This window comes from Borborobacter arsenicus (assembly GCF_003934165.1).
GTDB lineage: Bacteria > Pseudomonadota > Alphaproteobacteria > Rhizobiales > Rhizobiaceae > Pseudaminobacter > Pseudaminobacter arsenicus.
The window spans coordinates 71720-90387 of sequence record NZ_RKST01000017.1 but is presented as its reverse complement, the minus strand read 5'-3'; the positions used below and the strand labels follow the sequence as shown (position 1 = coordinate 90387).

The 18668-nt window shown below is 62.5% G+C and carries 16 protein-coding genes; 10 read left to right on the top strand and 6 right to left on the bottom strand.

Translation table 11 applies throughout. The features are described 5' to 3' along the window. From EET67_RS18685 to EET67_RS18665, 5 genes are read left to right on the top strand one after another with little or no spacing between them, the layout of a single operon-like run. Nucleotides 1-432: a MaoC family dehydratase gene (locus tag EET67_RS18685; protein ID WP_128627723.1), complete on the top strand. Its 432-nt coding sequence runs from the start codon at nt 1-3 to the stop codon at nt 430-432. Continuing rightward, nucleotides 429-2060 (top strand): GMC family oxidoreductase, encoded by a 1632-nt coding sequence (locus EET67_RS18680; protein WP_128627722.1) that lies wholly within the window; start codon nt 429-431, stop codon nt 2058-2060. The genes EET67_RS18685 and EET67_RS18680 overlap by 4 nt, the downstream gene beginning before the upstream one ends. Beyond that, nucleotides 2057-2845, top strand: a complete 789-nt coding sequence (locus EET67_RS18675) for an enoyl-CoA hydratase-related protein (protein WP_245451051.1) — start codon at nt 2057-2059, stop codon at nt 2843-2845. The genes EET67_RS18680 and EET67_RS18675 overlap by 4 nt, the downstream gene beginning before the upstream one ends. 1 nt (nt 2846) lies before the next feature. Continuing rightward, entirely contained in the window at nt 2847-4445 is a 1599-nt protein-coding gene (locus EET67_RS18670; protein ID WP_128627721.1) for a GMC family oxidoreductase, read from the top strand. Nucleotides 4446-4499: 54 nt separating this feature from the next. Continuing rightward, the gene (locus EET67_RS18665) at nt 4500-5999 is read left to right on the top strand and encodes an aldehyde dehydrogenase family protein (RefSeq protein ID WP_128627720.1); all 1500 of its coding nucleotides are present in this window, start codon (nt 4500-4502) and stop codon (nt 5997-5999) included. Nucleotides 6000-6104: 105 nt separating this feature from the next. Here EET67_RS18665 and EET67_RS18660 read toward each other — a convergent pair whose 3' ends face one another. The 4 genes from EET67_RS18660 to EET67_RS18645 are packed head-to-tail and all read right to left on the bottom strand — an operon-like array spanning nt 6105 to nt 10334. Further along, nucleotides 6105-7196: an ABC transporter ATP-binding protein gene (locus EET67_RS18660; protein ID WP_128627719.1), complete on the bottom strand. Its 1092-nt coding sequence runs from the start codon at nt 7194-7196 to the stop codon at nt 6105-6107. Between the two features lie 24 nt (nt 7197-7220). Beyond that, entirely contained in the window at nt 7221-8078 is an 858-nt protein-coding gene (locus EET67_RS18655) for a carbohydrate ABC transporter permease (RefSeq protein WP_128627718.1), read from the bottom strand. Beyond that, nucleotides 8075-9025: a carbohydrate ABC transporter permease gene (locus tag EET67_RS18650; RefSeq protein WP_128627717.1), complete on the bottom strand. Its 951-nt coding sequence runs from the start codon at nt 9023-9025 to the stop codon at nt 8075-8077. Before EET67_RS18650 ends, EET67_RS18655 begins: the two co-directional genes overlap by 4 nt. Before the next feature lie 4 nt (nt 9026-9029). Beyond that, nucleotides 9030-10334 carry an extracellular solute-binding protein gene (locus tag EET67_RS18645; RefSeq protein ID WP_128627716.1) on the bottom strand — a complete coding sequence of 435 codons (1305 nt, stop codon included), beginning with the start codon at nt 10332-10334 and terminating at the stop codon, nt 9030-9032. Nucleotides 10335-10767: 433 nt separating this feature from the next. On the opposite strand from EET67_RS18645, the gene EET67_RS18640 reads away from it, so the two are divergent. Then, complete coding sequence (locus EET67_RS18640; RefSeq protein ID WP_128627715.1) at nt 10768-11913, top strand: LacI family DNA-binding transcriptional regulator; 1146 nt, start codon at nt 10768-10770, stop codon at nt 11911-11913. Here the strand turns inward: EET67_RS18640 and EET67_RS18635 are convergent. Further along, a complete protein-coding gene (locus EET67_RS18635; protein WP_128627714.1) occupies nt 11838-13046 on the bottom strand; it encodes a CaiB/BaiF CoA transferase family protein in 1209 nt (402 codons plus the stop codon). The two genes, EET67_RS18640 and EET67_RS18635, sit on opposite strands and share 76 nt — an antisense overlap. 171 nt (nt 13047-13217) lie before the next feature. Between EET67_RS18635 and EET67_RS18630 the strand changes: the two genes are divergently transcribed. The 3 genes from EET67_RS18630 to EET67_RS18620 all read left to right on the top strand — a co-directional run bounded on the left by EET67_RS18630 (nt 13218) and on the right by EET67_RS18620 (nt 16686). Continuing rightward, complete coding sequence (locus tag EET67_RS18630) at nt 13218-13991, top strand: enoyl-CoA hydratase-related protein (protein ID WP_128627713.1); 774 nt, start codon at nt 13218-13220, stop codon at nt 13989-13991. 3 nt (nt 13992-13994) lie between these two features. Next, the gene (locus tag EET67_RS18625) at nt 13995-14741 is read left to right on the top strand and encodes an SDR family oxidoreductase (protein ID WP_128627712.1); all 747 of its coding nucleotides are present in this window, start codon (nt 13995-13997) and stop codon (nt 14739-14741) included. A 265-nt stretch (nt 14742-15006) separates the two neighbouring features. Then, on the top strand, nt 15007-16686 hold the full coding sequence (locus EET67_RS18620; RefSeq protein WP_128627711.1) for a Na/Pi cotransporter family protein: 1680 nt from the start codon (nt 15007-15009) through the stop codon (nt 16684-16686). A 34-nt stretch (nt 16687-16720) separates the two neighbouring features. Here the strand turns inward: EET67_RS18620 and EET67_RS18615 are convergent, their stop codons facing one another. Beyond that, entirely contained in the window at nt 16721-17620 is a 900-nt protein-coding gene (locus EET67_RS18615) for a LysR family transcriptional regulator (protein ID WP_128627710.1), read from the bottom strand. 114 nt (nt 17621-17734) lie between these two features. Between EET67_RS18615 and EET67_RS18610 the strand changes: the two genes are divergently transcribed. Next, a complete protein-coding gene (locus tag EET67_RS18610) occupies nt 17735-18667 on the top strand; it encodes a VOC family protein (RefSeq protein ID WP_128627709.1) in 933 nt (310 codons plus the stop codon). The last annotated feature ends 1 nt before the right edge of the window (nt 18668 follow it).

Genomic DNA, 18668 nt, shown 5'->3' with positions numbered 1-18668 from the left:
ATGGCTGATTTCTATCTCAGGGTCGGCGACGAAGTCAGCCTTGATCGCGAGGTCACCGAGCAAGCCGTGAACACCTTTGCCGACCTCAGCGGCGACCATTCGCCCAACCATGTCGATGAGGGCGAGATGGCGGCGTCCACCTATAAGGGGCGCATCGCCCATGGGGCGATGCTGGTCGCCTATATGTCCGCCTGCTCGACCGAGATCGTGGAGCGGGTGCCGAACGTGCGGGCGACCGAGACCCCGGTTTCGCTCGGCTATGACGGCATCCGCTACATCAGGCCGGTCTATATCGGTGATCGGCTAAAGCTACATTACACCGTCAAGGAAGTGGATGTCGAAAGGCGGCGCACGCGCTCGACTATCACCATCACCAACCAGAATGGCGACCTGGTCTGCGTTGGCGAACATATCCTGAAATGGGTCTCATGACGGGGGCAGGGGCAAGAACCTATGATTACGTCATCGTTGGTGGCGGCTCAGCCGGCTGCGCGCTGGCCAGCCGGCTGAGCGAAGACGCAGAGCGGAGGGTGCTTCTGCTGGAAGCCGGCCCTGCCGACCGCAGTCCCTACATCCACTTGCCGGTCTGTTATTACAAGACCACCAAGGGTCCGCTGACCTGGGGTTTCGAGCTTGCCGCACAACAGCAGCAGGAAGGCATCACGCCGGCTTATGCGCAGGCGCGTGTGCTGGGCGGGGGCAGTTCCATCAACGCTCAGGTCTATATCCGCGGCAGCGCGGAGGATTACGATGGCTGGGTCGATATGGGTTGTCCCGGCTGGTCCTATCGCGAGGTGCTGCCCTATTTCAAGCGCTCGGAAGCCAATGAGCGTCTGGCCGGCGCCTATCACGGAACCGACGGTCCGCTCGGCGTTTCCGACCAGCGCCACACGCATCCTCTGTCCAGGGTATTCGTGCAGGCCTGCCAGGAATATGGCATGCCCTACAATGCCGACTTCAACGGCGCCGGCCAGAGCGGCTGCGGCCTCTATCAGGTGACCAACCGCAATGGCCGCCGTTGCAGCGCCGCCGTCGGCTATCTCGGCCGGGCGCGCGGGCGGGAGAACCTGACGGTGCGCACGGGTGCACTTGTGCATCGCATTGTGCTGAAGAATGGTCGCGCTGCCGGTGTCGAATATATCGAAAACGGCCGCCTAATCGAAGTGAACGCCGATGCCCAGGTGATCGTGACGGCCGGCGCGATCAACTCGCCCAAGCTTCTGATGTTGTCCGGCATCGGGCCGGCGGTCCAACTCGCCAGCCACGGCATTAACGTCAAGGTCGACCTGCCCGGCGTCGGCCAGAACCTGCATGACCATCTCGATGTCTTCCTGATGTACAATCTGAAAGGCATCACCAGCTACGACGCCTATCGCAAGCCGCATCGCCAGCTTTGGGCGGGCATCCAGTATGCCGCCTTCCGCAATGGGCCGGTAAGCGCCACGGTGGTGGAGGGCGGCGCCTTCTGGGCAACGAGCAAGCGGCTCTTTGCACCCGACCTGCAGTTCCATTTTCTCGCTGGTACCGGCATTGAGGCGGTCACCGACGGCCACTGCTCCGGCAATGGCTGCACGCTGAACGCCTATTTCCTGCATCCGCGCTCGCGTGGGTCGGTGACCCTGAAAAGTGCTGATCCGCGAACGGCGCCGAACATCGATCCGAATTTCCTCGCCGAGCGCTACGACCTCGACCGCACGGTGGCTTCGCTTGAGATCGGGCAGGAGATCATGGCGCAGCCGGCAATAGCGAAATACATCGCCGACCGGTTCATGCCTGGTCCCGAAGTGACGACGCGTTCCGGCTACGAGGCCTATGTGCGGCGCGAGGCCCGCTCCGGCTATCATCCGGTCGGCACGTGCAAGATGGGCCTGGACGAGATGGCAGTTGTCGACCCGCAACTGAGGGTTCATGGTGTCGATGGCCTGATGGTGGCCGACTCCTCGATCATGCCGCGCCTCGTCTCCGGCAATACCAATGCGCCGTCCATCATGATCGGCGAGCGTGCCTCGGATTTCCTGCGCGGCAACCGCATCGAGACACGCAAAGGACAGGCCGCATGACCGTTGCCGATATGCCGGAACTGGTGATTGCCGAATACGCCCGTCCGGGCGTTGTCGTGCTGACGCTGAACCGCCCTGAAAAGCTCAACGCCCTATCGAAGGAACTGCTGCGCCAGCTTCTCGATCGGCTTAGCGAGGCCGAAGCCGATCCGTCGGTAGGATGCGTGGTGCTGACCGGCGCCGGTCGTGCCTTCGCCGCGGGCGCCGATATTTCCGACATGCTGGCGCGCGGCGTTGCCTCCTACGCTGACCCGGAACGGCTGTCGGTCTGGAAGGGCATCGAAGCGTTCAAAAAACCGCTCATTGCCGCCGTCAACGGCTATGCCATGGGCGGCGGGCTGGAACTGGCGCTTTTGTGCGACATCCTTGTCGCCAGCGACACGGCCAAATTCGCGACGCCGGAAATCCGCATCGGCTCGTTTCCCGGCGATGGCGGCACGCAGCGCCTGCCGCGCCTGGTTGGACAATCCTTTGCCATGCAGATGGTGATGACCGGTATGATGGTCGATGCAGCACTTGCCGAGCGCAAGGGGCTGGTCAGCGAGGTGGTTGCGCCCGGCGCCTTGATGGAACGGGCGCTGGAAATCGCTGGCGAAATCGCGGCGATGTCGGTCGCCATCACGCCCTATGCCAAGCGGGCGGTGCGCGCGGCGGCGAACCTGCCGCTTGAGGAGGGGCTGAAGTTGGAGCACCGGCTCACCGTGGAGGCCTTCGACACCGAGGATCGCGTCGAGGGGCTGCGCGCCTTTGCGGAGAAACGCAAACCCGGCTTCAAGGGCCGTTGACATGGCAAGCCGGCAAACAAACGCCTGGGACTACATCATCGTCGGCGCCGGCTCGGCCGGCTGCGTACTGGCCAACCGGCTGAGCGAAGATCCGTCCGTGCGGGTGTTGTTGCTAGAGGCGGGCAGCCGCGACTGGAACCCGATGATCCACATCCCCGGTGGTCTCGGCAAGCTGTTCGGCCCGGGCGTCAACTGGCGTTTCCACACAGTACCGCAAAAGAACCTCGACAATCGCGAAATCTGGTATCCGCAGGGCAAGACGCTCGGCGGATCAAGTTCGATCAATGCCATGATCTACATTCGCTGCCAGAAGGAGGATTACGACCATTGGGCCGAACTCGGCAATACGGGCTGGAGTTACGAGGATATCCTGCCCTATTTCCGCAAATCGGAAGACAATGACCGATTGGCCGACCGCTATCACGGCGAGGGCGGGCCGCTCTGGGTGTCGGACCAGATTTCGCCCCACCCCATCAGCCGCGCTTTCGTGCGGGCCGTGCAGCAATATGGCTTGCCCTATAATGCCGATTTCAACGGTGAAACGCCGTATGGCGCCGGGCTCTATCAGGTCACCTGCCGCTATGGCCGCCGCCGCTCAGCTGCCGTCTCCTACCTGCACCCTGTAAGGTCGCGCCGTAATTTGACGGTGAGGACCGGCGCGCGCGTGGTCCGCATCGTCGTCGAAAGCGGCCGCGCCGTTGGGGTCGAACTGGCGAACGGCCGCACGCTGCGGATGGAGCGGGCCGGGCGTGAGGTGCTGGTGGCAAGCGGCGCGATCAACTCGCCGCGCCTGCTGATGCTGTCCGGCATCGGGCCTGCCGACGAATTGAAGGCACTCGGTATCGCGCCTCTGCATGATCTTGCCGGCGTCGGCAGGAACCTTCAGGATCATCTGTGCACCAACGTGCATGTCGGCACGAAGCAGCGCATCAGCTATGACGGCCATGACAGGTTTCCACGTTCGATCCCGCATGGCGTTCAATGGCTGCTCTATCGTAACGGGCCTGCGGCTTCGGTCATTGTCGAGGGTGGCGGCTTCTTCAAGAGCGACGGTGCAACCCGGCCTGACCTGCAGATCCACGTTGCGCCGGGCACGGTGGTGCGCGGCGGCCAGACGACGATCCCTGGCCATGGCTTCACCGTCAATTCGACCTTCCTGCGGCCGGAAAGCCGTGGAACGGTGCGCCTGCGTTCGGCCGATCCCGCCGATGAGCCGCTGATCGACCCGAACTATCTTGGCGAGGCGAAGGACCGCGCCATGGCGTTGAAGTCGGTCCGGATCATCCGCGAGGTGCTGTCGCAAAACGCCATTTCCCATCTCATCGACAGCGAGCGGCTGCCGGGACCGGAAGCCCAGTCGGACGAAGAGATCATGGCCTATGCGCGCCAATATGCCTGCTGCGACTACCACCCGGTCGGCACTTGCAAGATGGGCATCGACGATGCCGCCGTCGTAGATCCGCAGCTCAGGGTGCGCGGCATAGATCGGCTGAGAGTTATTGATGCCTCGGTCATGCCGAAATTGCCCAGCGGCAACACCAACGGGCCGACCATGGCGCTGGCGGAAAAATGCGCCGACCTGGTCAAGGCAAACATATAGGTGCACCAATCGGCCGCTCCGGTCGAGCGGCCAAAACGCTGAGGAGCAAAGACGATGGACGCGAAAAGCCCCACTCTTTCATTGCCGGCCCAACCGCGGGAATTCGGGTTTCACGTAGGAGGCCGCTGGATCGCGACCGGCAGCCGCGAAACCATGGTGCGGCTGAGCCCAGGTCACGACGTGCCGGTGACGCGTATAACGTTGTGTACGCGCAAGGACCTCGACAATGCCGTGGCCGTGGCGCGCAAGACCTTCGACAGCCGTGTCTGGTCCGGCATTTCAGGGGCGGAGCGGGCAACCGTGCTGCTCAAGGCGGCGGCCGGCATTCGCGCCCGTGCCGAGGAACTCGCTTATTGGGAGACGCTGGAAACCGGCAAGCCGATCTCGCAATCGCGCGCCGAGATCGAAGGTGCCGCCGGCATCTACGAATATGGCGCCGGCGCTGCCCGCTGCCTGCACGGCGACAGCTTCAACAATCTTGGTGACAAGCTGTTCGGCATCGTCACGCGCGAGCCGGTCGGTGTCGTCGGCCTCATCACGCCCTGGAACTTCCCGTTCTTCATTCTGGCCGAGCGCATTCCCTTCATGCTGGCGGCAGGCTGCACCATCGTTGCCAAGCCCTCTGAAATGACCTCGGCGACCACGCTGATCATGGCCGAGATCCTCACTGACGCCGGGCTTCCCGAGGGCGTCTTCAACGTCGTCAGCGGCACCGGACCGGAAATCGGCCAGGCGATGACCGAACACATGGGCATCGACCAGGTGTCGTTCACCGGCTCCACGGCCGTAGGCCGTCATGCGCTGCTGGCTTCGGCCGGCAACTTCAAGAAAGTCGGGCTCGAGCTCGGCGGCAAGAGCCCGCAGGTCGTGTTCGCCGACGCCAATCTGGACGATGCTGCCGATGGTGTGGTGTTCGGCATATGCCACAATGCCGGCCAGTGCTGCGTCAGCGGCAGTCGGCTCATTGTCGAGAAGTCAGTGGCCGCCGAGTTCGAAAAACTGCTGGTAGACAAGTTTGCCCGGGTGCGCATCGGCGATCCGCTCGATCCGCGCACGCAGCTTGGTGCCATCGTCTCTGCAGCGCACAATGAGAAGATCCTGGGCTATATCCGAAAGGGGAGTGAGGAGGGCGCCCGCCTGGCCTGTGGCGGTGAGTCCGTGGCCAGCAAGGCCGGCCGCTTCATCCATCCGACGCTGCTTGCCGACGTCACCAACCATATGGTGGTGGCTCGCGAGGAGATTTTCGGCCCGGTTCTGGCGATGATCACCTTCGAGACGCGGGAAGAAGCGATCGAACTCGCCAATGACAATGCCTACGGCCTTGCCGCAAGCGTCTGGACTTCCGATCTCGACAAGGCGCTCGGCACTATCCGGCGCATCCAGGCCGGGCGCACCTGGATCAACACCACCATCACCGGCGGTCCCGAAATGCCGATCGGCGGCTTCAAACAGTCGGGTATCGGCCGCGATACCGGCATGTATGGCGTTGAGGAGTATATGGAGGTGAAGTCGATCCACATCGCGCTTGGCGCTCGCGATCACTGGGTGTCCTGACGGCCATCGCCATATCCCCTGCAAGCCGGACCCCACGAGGCCGGCCTGCCGCTTGATCTCGGCTACGACGCCTCAAGGCTTTGGCGTCGCACCCCTGGTGGTGATTTAAACCAGTCTTTCTTCAGTTATTCGATCGAAATAGCGTAACTGACCGGGCTCTACCGTGAGATAGACCGGCGTGCCCGGCTTCAACTCGCGCTCGGCATCGACGCGCGAGACCATGATTTTTGCCCCCTCGGCAATAACTTCCACCAACTGCTCCGCGCCCAGCTGCTCCGTCAGTTCGACGCGGCCGTGCAGCGCATTCTCGGTTCTGGTTTCGCTCAGGCTTATATGCTCGGGGCGCAGTCCCACGATAATCTCACCCCCATCGTGTGCGGCCAGTTCGCTCGAACCCTGGTCGGAAACATGGAATGTCCCACCGGGCGCCTGGACATAAAAACCTGAGCCGTTGCGCCGGACCTTTCCATCGAGGAAGTTCATCGCCGGAGAACCGATGAAGCTCGCCACGAAGCGGGTGCGCGGGTGCGCGTAGATTTCCCATGGCGTACCGACCTGCTCGATACGGCTGTTGTTCATGACGACCACTCGATCGCCGAGGGTCATCGCTTCGACCTGATCATGCGTGACGTAGACGGCCGTGGTCTCGACGCGACGGTGCAGGCGCTTGAGTTCCAGACGCATATGGGCCCGCAGCTTGGCGTCGAGATTGGACAGCGGTTCGTCGAACAGGAACACCTTGGCATGCCGCACAATGCAGCGGCCGAGAGCGACACGCTGCTGCTGGCCGCCGGACAGTTCGCGCGGCTTGCGCTTGAGCAGGTCGCGCAGGCCGAGGATGTCGACCGCGCGGTCGATCTCGGCCTTGATCGTATCCTCCGGCACTTTCCGGTTGCGCAGGCCGAAGGCCAGGTTGTCATAGACTGTCATGTGCTGGTAGAGCGCATAGTTCTGGAACACCATGGCGATGTCACGCTCGCGCGGCGGCAGGTCGTTGACGATCTGGTCACCGATGGCGATGGTTCCGCCGGAAATTTCTTCCAGGCCGGCAATCATGCGTAGCGTTGTCGATTTGCCGCAGCCGGATGGGCCGACGAGCACGACGAATTCCTTGTCACGAATAGTCAGGTTGACGTTGTCGACGGCGTTGTAATTACCGTAGCGTTTGCAGACATCGCGCAAAACGACTTCAGCCATATCAATTCTCCGAGTAAAGGCGCGTCAGATGCGCAGGCCCTGGATCACGTATTTCTGGGCGAACAGCGTAATGATGATGGCGGGGATCATGGCCATTACCGCCATCGCGCTCATCAGGTTCCACTCCGTACCGAGTTCAGTGACGAACTGCGCCATGGTTACGGTGAGCAGGGGCGTGCGATTGCCGGTGAGGATCAGTGCGAAAAGGAACTCGTTCCACGTCCATAGCCAGGACAGGATGCCGAGTGCGGCAATTGCAGGGCCTGCGGCTGGCAGTGCCACTCGCCGGAACGCGCCCCAGCGGGTGCAGCCGTCGATCATCGCCGCATACTCCATCGAAGGGTCGATGCCATCGAAGAATCCCTTCATGATCCAGGAAAAGAAGCACACATGCACGGCGACATGCGCTGCAAGGATGCCTGTGAAGGTATCGTAAAGGCCGAGCGACTGATTGACCACATAGAGCGGCAGCACCCAGGAAATGTAAGGCACCGTGCGAAACACATAGATGGATGTGAACCAGGTCTTCGGCAGCCAGCCCTTGAAGCGCGACAGCATGTAGCCACTTGTCACGGTCACCCCGAGCGAGATGATCGTGGCGACTGTCGAGAGCACGAACGAGTTGACGAAGGCCTTGATGACCACGCCTCGCTGGAAAACCTCGAAATAGTTGGCCAGCGTGAACTCGGTCCCGCGATAGATATAGTAGACGCCCCAGCCTGGTCGCAGCGACGTCACCACCAGGATGATGATCGGTGCAAGAAACAGGAGAAGCACGGCCGACACAGCGAGGATCGTGAAGGCGGCGCGCGCGCCGGGACGCAGCAGATCGAACAGGCCGGTAGGGCGCGGCAATGGTGCGGCGGAGGAAGCGAGGCTCATCGAGACACATCCATGAAGCGGTTGATGAGGGCGTAGAGCGCCAGTCCCGCCACCATGATGATCAGTGTGCCGATGACGGCGGCCGCCGAGCCGCGGGCAAAATTCAGGTTCTGGAACGCTTCCATGTAGACATAGATGCTGAACACTTCGGTCGAACGGGCCGGCCCGCCGCCTGTCAACAGCCACACCTGGTCAAAGGTGCGGAAGCAATCGATGGCCCGGATGACGACGCATACGCCGATGACCGGCCGCAGCATTGGGACGGTGATGTGGGTGAAGACACGCCAGCGCCCCGCAGCATCCAGTGCGGCCGCCTCGAACGGCTCTTTGGGCAGGCTCTTCAATCCGGCCAAAAGCAACAGGGCAAACCAGGGCGTCCAGAGCCAGACATCGGTGAAGACGATCACGCCGAAGGCGTACCAGCGGTCGGCGAGCCAGGCTGGTTGGCCGAGCCCGAGCCAGCCAAGGAACGCGTTGACCACGCCGAACTGGTCGTTGAAGGTCCAGCGCATCATCGTGGACGAAATGACGGGACCTATCATCAGCGGCAACAGCACCACGGTTTGAACCAGGCGCTGGGCGGCAAAGCCGCGATGGAGAAGTAATGCCACGGCCATGCCCAGCGCCAATGACAGGCTGACAGAAGCGACCATGAGCAGGAAGGTGTTGGGCAGTACCGTGAATAGGAAATTGGTGTCGCTGAGCACATAGCGATAGTGCTCGAGCCCGACCCAGGTCTTGTCCGGATCGTAAAGCGACCAGCGACGGAAGCTGGCATCCATGCCGATGAAGATCGGCACGACCTGGAACAGCAATAAGACCAGCACAGACGGCAGGATGAGGCCGATCTGGAAATACAGCCGCTCGCCCATCAGGCGGCTACGGCGTCGCGTCGCGGGGATTGCTCCCCGCGACGCAGTCTGACGATCCCCGGCAATCGTCGCCATCGCGCTACTTCGCGATCTGCTGGACGGCCGCATCGTGCAGGGTCTTCATGCCCCGCTCCAACACCGCGGGTATGTCCTCCCGCTTTCCGCTCAAGGCTTCGGTCGATATATCGGCATAAGCCTTTTGCACCGCCGGCCAGTTGGGGAAATAATAGGCCGACAGGACTTGGTCCTTAACGTCGAAGACGACTTCCTTGAGTTTAGCGAACACAGGATCCTGGCTGGCCAGTTCAGGCCATAGATCGGTGTTCGGCGGCGGTCCGCCTGTCCCCTTCCACTGTGCGATCTGACCTTCGTGGTCGAGCAGCATTGCACCCAGCGCTTTCTTGGCGAGTTCTTTCTGCTTGGGGTCCAGCGCCTTTGGAATGCCCCAGGCCCAGATCGTGTCCCAGGCGACATTGTTGTTGAGACGCGGACCCATCGGCCAGAGTGCCATGCCGACCTTGCCTGCGATCTTCGATTTTTCAGGGTTGTTGAATTCACCCCAGAAGGTCGAGTCGGCAAAGGTGAAGGCCGATTCACCGGCCATGAAGATGGCATTGGCTTCGTTGCGGCCATAGGAGACCATGGCCTCGGGGCTGATCTTGTCCTTGTGCAGATTGTCCCACCAGAACTCGATCGTCTCGCGGTGGCAGTCTTCAGTCAGCGTCGGCACCCAGCCGCTCTTGTCGAGAACGGCGTTGTCGCGCTCGAACTTCGGATTGAAGATGTCGCAGCCATTGGTCCATAGCGACCACCAGATCGAGAACCAGGTGTTCTGGTGCGTCATGCCGCCGACATAACCCCACTTGGTCTTGCCTTCTTCTTGGAGCTTGTGGCCGACGGCCACGATTTCGGCCCAGTTCTTCGGCACGTCTTTTTCGTCGACCAAGTCGGTGCGGTAGAAGAAGGTTCCGACCGTATGTGCCAACGGCACCGCTGTCGGCTGGCCTTCGTCATTGGGGAAGGCACGCATGGGGCCCTTGCGGATCTTGTCCATGCCCGCAACATCGGAGGTCGGCTCGACCCACTGCTTCCACAGTTGGCCCCAGTCGTCATTGTGCCAGAAGATATCGCAGTCGGTGCCGCCATTGCTGAGCATCTGGCTCATTTTCGGCAGATAGACCGTATAGGACATCGGATTCTTCTCGAATTCGACGCCATTTGCATTGGCCCATTTTTCCATCATCGCGACATTGGCGTCGATGACGGGTTGGCTCATGTAACAGATCTTGAGCGTGCCTTCGGCCTGTGCCGGGGTTGCCCCCAGCGCAGCCAGGCCGAGCAACAAGCTCCCGGCCAAAGGCAGCCCGCCTAACTTTCGTTTCATCACTATCCTCCCAGGAAGTCCGGTCCACGCCGCCAACACAGCTTTCAAATCTGTGCGGACCGCCATGTCTCAGTTGCGTACAGCCCCCATTTGTATGAAACCGCTTTCATTTTCTTTCGAAAGACAGCGGCGCGTGTAGCCATGCGCCAGTGAACCGGCCTCTAACTCTTGGATAAGCGCAGAAAAGCTACCCCTATGGCCTGCGTCAAGTCAAGCGTTAGATGCAAATTCCGACCCGGATAAGACGAAGGTCTTGGGGTCGTGGCGGCGGGATTGTTGCATGGTTTCCATACAACTTTATCCTGATATCTTGGTAACCTATTGTTTTAGGTATATAAAAAATAATGCAAACGCTTTCATCCGTGTGGCGCTTGGATTTTTTTGATGCTACGGTGCATGCAGTGGATTCGCGGGGGTCGCGCAAGGAGTTTCAATGACGCAGTCACAGCAAGGAGAGCCGAAGCGTCAACGGGCGCGCCGCGGCGTCAAGCGCAAGATGCGGCTTGCCGATGTCGCCCGTCGCGCCGGCGTTTCGGAGGCGACGGCCTCGCGTGCCATCAACCGGCCGGAGCTCGTGCGGCAGGAAGTACGCGAGCGCGTGGCCCGAGCCATCCAGGAACTCAGCTATGTAGCGCATGGCGCGGCCCGTGCTCTCGCCTCGGACCGGACCCATTCCATCGGGCTGATCGTGCCGACCTTGCGCACCGCGATTTTTGCCGAATCGGCCGAAATCCTGCAGCAGGCGCTCAATCGCAGCGGCTACCACTTGATCATCGCCAGCTCTGAATATGACAAGGCGCGCGAATTCCACGAGGTCAGGGCGCTTCTGCAGCATGGCATCGACGGCATGGTGCTGGTTGGCCAAGATCACTCGCCCGAGCTTTGGCAATTGCTGGAGACGTCGGGCCTGCCGTTCGTCACCGCTTTTCAATATGCGGGCGATTCGTCTTACCCGTGCATCGGCGTGGACAATCGACAGGAATTTTACGATGCGACGCGGTTCCTTATCAATCTCGGCCACACCAACATAGCTGTGCTGTCTGCCGAGATGCACGCCAACGAGCGGCTGGCGGCGCGGGCCGCTGGCGCTCGCGCCTGCATGGAGGATCATGATCTGCCAGCGCCGGACATGATCGAGGTGCCTTCCACGCTGACCGACGCGCGCCAGGGGCTGCGTCGTCTCCTCGAGCGCAATCCGCAGGTCACGGCAGTTGCCTGCACCAACGACCTGATGGCGTTCGGGGCGTTGGCCGAATGCCGGACCCTTGGCATCGACGTGCCGGATCAGCTGTCGGTGATCGGTTTCGACGATCTCGATATCGCCGAGCACACGCACCCCTCTTTGACCACCGTCCGCCTGCCGCTTGCCGAGCAAAGCCGGCGTGTCGGCGAATATTTACTGGCGCGCATCGAAGGGCGGGACGCCCCTTCCTCAACGCGCCTCAAGGCGTCCTTTATCGTGCGGGAATCGACCGGTCGTCCGCCTGAGCCCGCAAGAACGGCTCAACGCGGTGCAGGGGAGGCTACGCCCTTGCACACGCCATCCTCGAAGAGGCGTGCCCGCTCCGCTGCCGAATAGCCGAGTTCTACAAGGATTTCCTCGCTCTGGGCGCCAAGCGGCTGCGGCACCAGGCGCACGGCCGGTGCTGCCCCGTCATAGCGAACCGGGTGGGCAACGAGCGTGATCGGCTCGCCGGATGCGCTATGGGTGTCGATGAAGCAGCCATTATGTTGCACTTGCGGGTCCGCCAGTACCGATTCGTAGTCGCCGACCGGCGCATGCCAGATGCCCGCTTTGGTGAAGATCGCCTGCCATTCGGCGCTCGGCCGCCGGGCGAGCACCTCATCGAGCAAGGCGCCGACACGCGTTCGCGCCGTCCATGCCTTGGCATCGTCGATGCTTGCCAGTTCGGTTGATCCGGTCGCGGCCGCCAGCGCCTTGAGGCTGGTCAGCGAAATGGCAAGATCCGTATCGGCCGTACGGTAGATGCCGTAGGGGGCCGGAAAATACCAGCCGCCCAACGAGCCTTCGGTCGCAATTCCGTTTTCAGGGCGAGGGCCGTTCAGATAGGTGACGAAGGATTCGAGTTGCAGGTCGATCGCCGCATTGAGCAGGCTTACGTCGACCTTGCAGCCTTTTCCGGTGGTGCTGCGCCGATAAAGGGCGGCGAGCACTCCGAGCGCCAGCAGTGCGGCCCCATGATGGTCCACCGCCGAGACGCCGACCGGGCGCGCTGTTTGCCCAGCGCGCCCGGTGATCGCGGCCAGCCCGCTCATGGCCTGGATCAGGAGGTCCTGGCCGGGGCGGTCGCGATAAGGGCCATCTGCTCCGAAACCGGAGGCGGAAGCGTAGACAACCCTGGAGTTGAAAGCCTGGACAGCCTCGAAGCCGAAGCCCAGCTTGTCCATCACGCCGGGCCGGTAATTCTCCACCACCACGTCCGCTTCGGCGATGAGACGCCGTGCGATCTCGGCGCCTGCGGGCGACTTGAGATCGAGCGCCAGGCTTCGCTTGTTGCGGCCGCCGGCGAGAAACAGCGGCGTGTCGGGGCCGATCCATTTGTCCGCCGCTGCCCAGTGCCGTTGCTGGCCGCCGCCGATCGGCTCGATGGCCACGACATCTGCGCCGAGGTCGGCGAGATGCTGGACGCCGACAGGGCCCATCAGAAAATGATTGAAACTGACAATGCGGACGCTATCGAGAAGAGTCATAAAATTTCCAATTCCTGCAAGCGTTTACATATGATTGGAGGTGAAATCCGAGATTCCATATCATACAACCATCTGTTTTTACCGATATTATCCATGCGTATTGTTGACTGTCGATCCGGAATATGACAGAGCCATGTTAATTATGAAAGCGGTTTCATAAATGGAGCAGCAGTGACCCGGCTGATTGAAACAAACGAGCCAGCACCCGGGGTGCGATTGGTCCGTCTCAACCGCGCAAGCCGGCTCAATGCCTTGAGCGGCGATCTTCTGGTCGAGCTCGCGGCAGAGCTTGGCATCTGCGCGGCAAGCGATGATGTTCGTTCGGTGGTACTTGCCGGCGACGAGCGGGCCTTTTCAGCCGGGGCCGATGTGCACGAAATGGCCGCCGGGGGTATCGACGCGATTTACGGATCGCGCCGGCTCGATGCCTGGAAAGCCATCGACGCGTTCGAAAAGCCGCTGATCGCGGCGATCGAGGGCATTGCCTTCGGCGGCGGACATGAGCTGGTGATGTTGTGTGACATCGTGGTTGCGGGCGCCAAGGCGCGCTTTGCCCAACCTGAGGTCGATCTTGGCTCGCTGCCGGGCGATGGTGGCACCCAGCGCCTGCCGCGCAGCCTGAGCAAGGCCCAGGCGATGCGCCTCGTGCTGACCGGCGAAGCCATCGATGCGGCAACGGCGGAGCGCTGGGGCCTGGTCTCCGATCTGGTGCCGGCGGGTGAGGCGGTTCGCCACGCCGTCGGGATCGCCGCTCGCATTGCCGCTAAGGCGCCTGTTGCCGTCAAATTGGCCAAGCAGTCGGTGCGCACGGCCTATGAAACCACTCTGTCGGCTGGCCTGGTTGCCGAGCGCCAGCAGGTGCGGTTGAGCTTCCAGACTACCGATCACGACGAGGGCGTGGCGGCCTTCATGACGAAACGCAAACCGAACTTCCAGGGACGCTGAACCATGGCGCGCAGCATCATCGTCACGGGCGCGGCCTCCGGCTTCGGCGAGGCGATCGCCAGGAATTTCGCCGCGGCGGGCGACGCTGTCATGCTGGCGGATACAAATGAGGCCGGCGGCCAGCGCGTGGCGCATGAGATAGGTGCGGCCGGCGGCATGGCTCGCTTCCAGCATACTGATGTTGCTGACACGAGATCGATCCAGCAACTTATCGAGGCAACGTTGGAGTGGAGGGACGGTATCGATGTGCTGGTCAACAATGCCGGTATCACCCATCCGCCGCTGCCGGCCGAAGCGATCGAAGAAGAAGAGTTCGATCGCATCTTCGCCGTCAATTTCAAATCGGTCTATCTTCTGACGACGCGGGCCATTCCGTCCTTGCGCGCCCGCCGGGGGTGCATCGTCAACATCGCCTCGATCACGGCCGAGCATCCGCGCTGGGGGCAATCCGTCTATGCGGCAACAAAGGGCGCGATGATCAGCTTCACCCGTGCCTTGGCCATCGAACTTGCGCCCGACGGCGTACGGGTGAATGCCGTTGCGCCGGTTGCCTCGCTCACCGGCATGACCAAGGACACGCTGGGAAGTGCCGATCCTCAGGCCCGCCGCCGCCAGATCGAGGCGACGATCCCGCTCGGGCGCCTTGGCGAGGCCTCGGATATCGCCGGCGTCGTAACCTTCCTGGCGTCTCCGGCTGCCGCATTCCTTACCGGCATGTGCGTTCCGATAGATGGCGGGCGCTCCATATAGCTCGAGCGGTTGCCGCCAGATGACGAAAGCAACCGGATACGGCCAGTCGTCCGTGCCTGACTGTTTGCCGTTCTGCGGCTTCCTTCCGGGTGGACGTTTGACCTATGGCCATCGCCGCGCCGGTCCGAACGGCTGCGATGGGCCTCAAGCTGGCCATTCGCATAGCGTGGAGCCTCATTGCAGTGGGGAGGCCGACGACATAGGGTCGACTGGCGCCAGGACTTTGACGAACTCGTAGCCCAAGCGCAGCCGGGACGAGACGTGCATGTCGACTGCAATTGCCATTCTCGGCGGTGTCGGGCTGTTCCTGCTCGGCATGACCGTCATGACCGACGGCCTGAAGGCGCTGGCAGGCTCCGCCCTGCGCACCGTCCTCGGCAAGGCGGCGGCTACACCGCTCTCGGGTGCCTTCTGGGGCGCTATCATTACACTGCTCGTGCAATCGTCCAGCGCAGTGACCATGACGACGATCGGCCTCGTCAGTGCCGGGCTGCTGACATTTCCGCAGGGGCTCGGCCTGGTATTCGGCGCCAATGTCGGCACGACGGGGACGGGCTGGCTCGTGGCACTGATCGGTGTGCGCGTCTCACTTTCGGCCTATGCCCTGCCGATGATCTTTATCGGTGCGCTGGCCAGGTTGCTGGCGGGAGGGCGGATTGCGGCATCGGGTGGCGCCCTCGCAGGCTTCGCGCTGGTGCTCTACGGGCTGGCCACCCTCCAGCAGGGCATGGGAGGCCTTGCCGAGACCCTGCATCCGTCCGACCTGCCTGCGGTGCTCGGTACACCGGGCCTCATGACCCTGATCGTCGTCGGCCTGGCGATGACGGCGGTCATGCAGTCCTCGACGGCTGCCATCGCCGTCACCATTTCGGCTTTCTATGCCGGGGCCGTGGGCCTGGAGCAGGGTGCAGCACTGATCGTCGGCCAGAATATCGGGACGGCGACAAGCTCGGCATTGGCAGCCATTGGTGCCGGCGTGACGGCCAAGCGCCTCGCTCTCGCCTATGTGCTTTTTAAGGTTGTCGCGGCGCTCATTGCGATTGCCGCCTTTCCTTTCACGGCGGCGCTGATGAGAGCCTTCCTTGTGTCCGTCGACGGGATGACGCTTCTTGCCGCCTACCACACGGCCTACAATGTCGTGGGTGTGGCGGTGCTCCTTCCGGCGACGCAGTGGTTTACCCGTATCGTCGAGCGGCTCCTGCCCTCCAGGCAGACCGCACTTCAGCGTGCGCTTGATCCGAGTGTGCTTGCCAGCCCGGTGATCGCGGTCGAGACCGCCCGGCGTGTCGTAGCGGACGTGCTGTCGACAGGCGCCGCTTCGGTTTCCGCAACGCTTTCGGGCGTGGCCGCCGGCCGCGTGGCACAGGACCCTGCGGCTTTCGCTGCCGCGCTCGAGGAGGTGCGGGATTTCCTGTCCGAGTTGAAGGAGCCGCCTGGGAGCGAGGCCGAGCGACTCCGCCTGACGAGTACGTTGCACGCGCTCGATCATGGCTCACGCCTCGTGGAAGTCGTAGCTGAGGGCAGACTCCCGGGACAGCCTGCGGGAGCCCCTCAAGACCTTCGTGCGGTCGAATTGTGCGCGCGGGCCATGCGCGCGGCCGACATGGTTGGTGGGTCGATCACCGCCGAATCCGCCCTCAGCGCGAAGGCCACGCCCATCGGCTGGAACGTTTCACCCGAGGTCGCCGCGGCGCTCGCAGACTTGGAGGGCGCAGCAAGGGAACTCGACGTCCTGCGGCGCCACCACCGCGTCACGATTCTTGCCTCTGTCGCGGCGGGTAAGCTGACCGCAGCGCAGGCTTTCGCGCAGATCGACGCGGTCCATCGCCTCGACCGGATCGCGCATCATGCCTGGTCCTCGGCGGCGTATCTCCTCGGCCGCAGCGCACATGACGATCCAGGCCCACGGCCCCAACCAGATAGCGCAGCCGGGCGCAAAGAGTGAGAATAAATCCGACTGAGGCCGGGGCGTTCCCTGCTCAGAATCCGCTGCCCTCCTTGACATAGGTTTCGAAGAAGTCCGAGAAGGTCGCCACCCGCAGGGGCAGCCGTTCATAGGGTGGATAATAGAGCGTGAGCCAGATTTGCGGCGTCGCCCAATCCTGAAGCACCTCCACCAGCCGGCCGGTCGCGAGATATTCGTCGACGATGAATCGCGGCAGGAGCGTGATGCCTTCACCGTTGAGGGCAAGGCGCGCCAGCAGGTCGCCATTGTTGGAACTGAATCCTCCTCGTGCCTTGTGGTTGCGTTGGCTCACCCCTTTGGAAAGCTCCCAGACCTCCTCGCGCGCATCCGACCGGTAGCTGAGACAGGCATGCTCGGCCAGATCGTCCGGGGACTCCGGCATTCCGCGCAAAACCAGATAGGCTGGGGCGGCAACCAGAATGCGCTGCATCTGGCATATCTTGCGCCAGATGGTCGACTTGTCGGCCGGCGGCCCGGAGATGCGGATGGCAAGGTCGTAGCCCTCTTCCACAATGTCCACGAGGCCGTCGGAGAGCGTCAGCGAGACATGCGTCTGCGGATAGAGGGTGACGAACTGCGACAACACAGGCGGCAGGACCTTGAGCCCCAGCGACAGAGGCGCGCTGATACGGATGGTGCCGGATGCAATGCCCTGCGCCTCGCGGGTCTCCTCCGCTGCCCTCGCAAGCCCTTGGGACAACGGCGCCACCTGCGCCGCATAAACGGCGCCGGCCGAGGTCAGCGATACCTGCCGTGTGGTCCTGACCAGCAGTTGCACGCCAAGCTGCCCCTCCAGGCCGGTGATCGTGCGTGTCACCGAAGCCGGCGTCATGCCGAGCTGGCGTGCGGCGCCGGTAAAGCTGCTCTGCTCGGCCACGGCCAGAAACACGCGGAGAGATTCGAGTTCGCCCATGCCGAGATTATTACGCCATATGCAATAATAAATGAAACATTATGGGTGTTCTGATGAATGAAGGTTCATCCTATCTTTCGGCCAACCAAGACAAGCGAGAGTGAGGACACCACCATGCTTACTCAAATCAAAGGCCTGCATCACGTCACCTCGATGGCCGCCGACGCGCAGGAAAACAACGACTTTTTCACCAAGCTGCTCGGCCTGCGCCGGGTCAAGAAGACCGTCAATTTCGATGCGCCGGATGTCTATCATCTCTATTATGGTGACGAGGTCGGCACGCCGGGCACGGTTATGACCTATTTTCCGTTCCGGCATATCGTCAAAGGCCACCGCGGCGCCGGAGAAGTCTCCGAGACGGTGTTTTCGGTGGCGCCCGGCACGCTCGGCTACTGGAAGGAACGTTTCGCCAGCCGGGGGCTGAGTGGCCTGCAGGAAGAGGATGTTTTTGGCGAAAGGCGCCTGCGCTTCCTCGGTCCTGATGGGGACGGCTTCGCGCTGGCGGAGGTTGATGGCGACAAGCGCTTGCCTTTCGCCGGTGGCACGGTGCCAGCCGATGAGGGGGTCCACGGCTTCCATGGCGTCACCATGCGGCTGCGGGATGGTGGCGCGACGGGAGAGCTTCTGAAATATATGGGCTATGAGGAAGTCGACCGTCAGGGTGCATTGACCCGCTACGCCATCAAGGACGGTAACGGCGCTGACTTCGTCGACCTCGAGGTGTTGCCCGGCGCGTCGGCGGCACGGCAAGGCGCGGGCTCCGTCCACCATGTCGCCTTCGCGGTCGAAAACCGCAAAAAGCAGCTCGAGGTGCGCAAGGCACTGATCGACACGGGCTACCACGTCACGCCGGTCATCGACCGTGACTACTTCTGGGCGATCTACTTCCGGACTCCGGGCGGTGTCTTGTTCGAAGTGGCGACCAATGAGCCCGGCTTCGACCGTGATGAGGACACGGCGCATCTGGGGCAGGCGCTGAAGGTCCCTGCCCAGCATGCCCATCTGCGTGAGCGGATCGAAGAGATTCTCCAGCCGATCGCAGATTGAC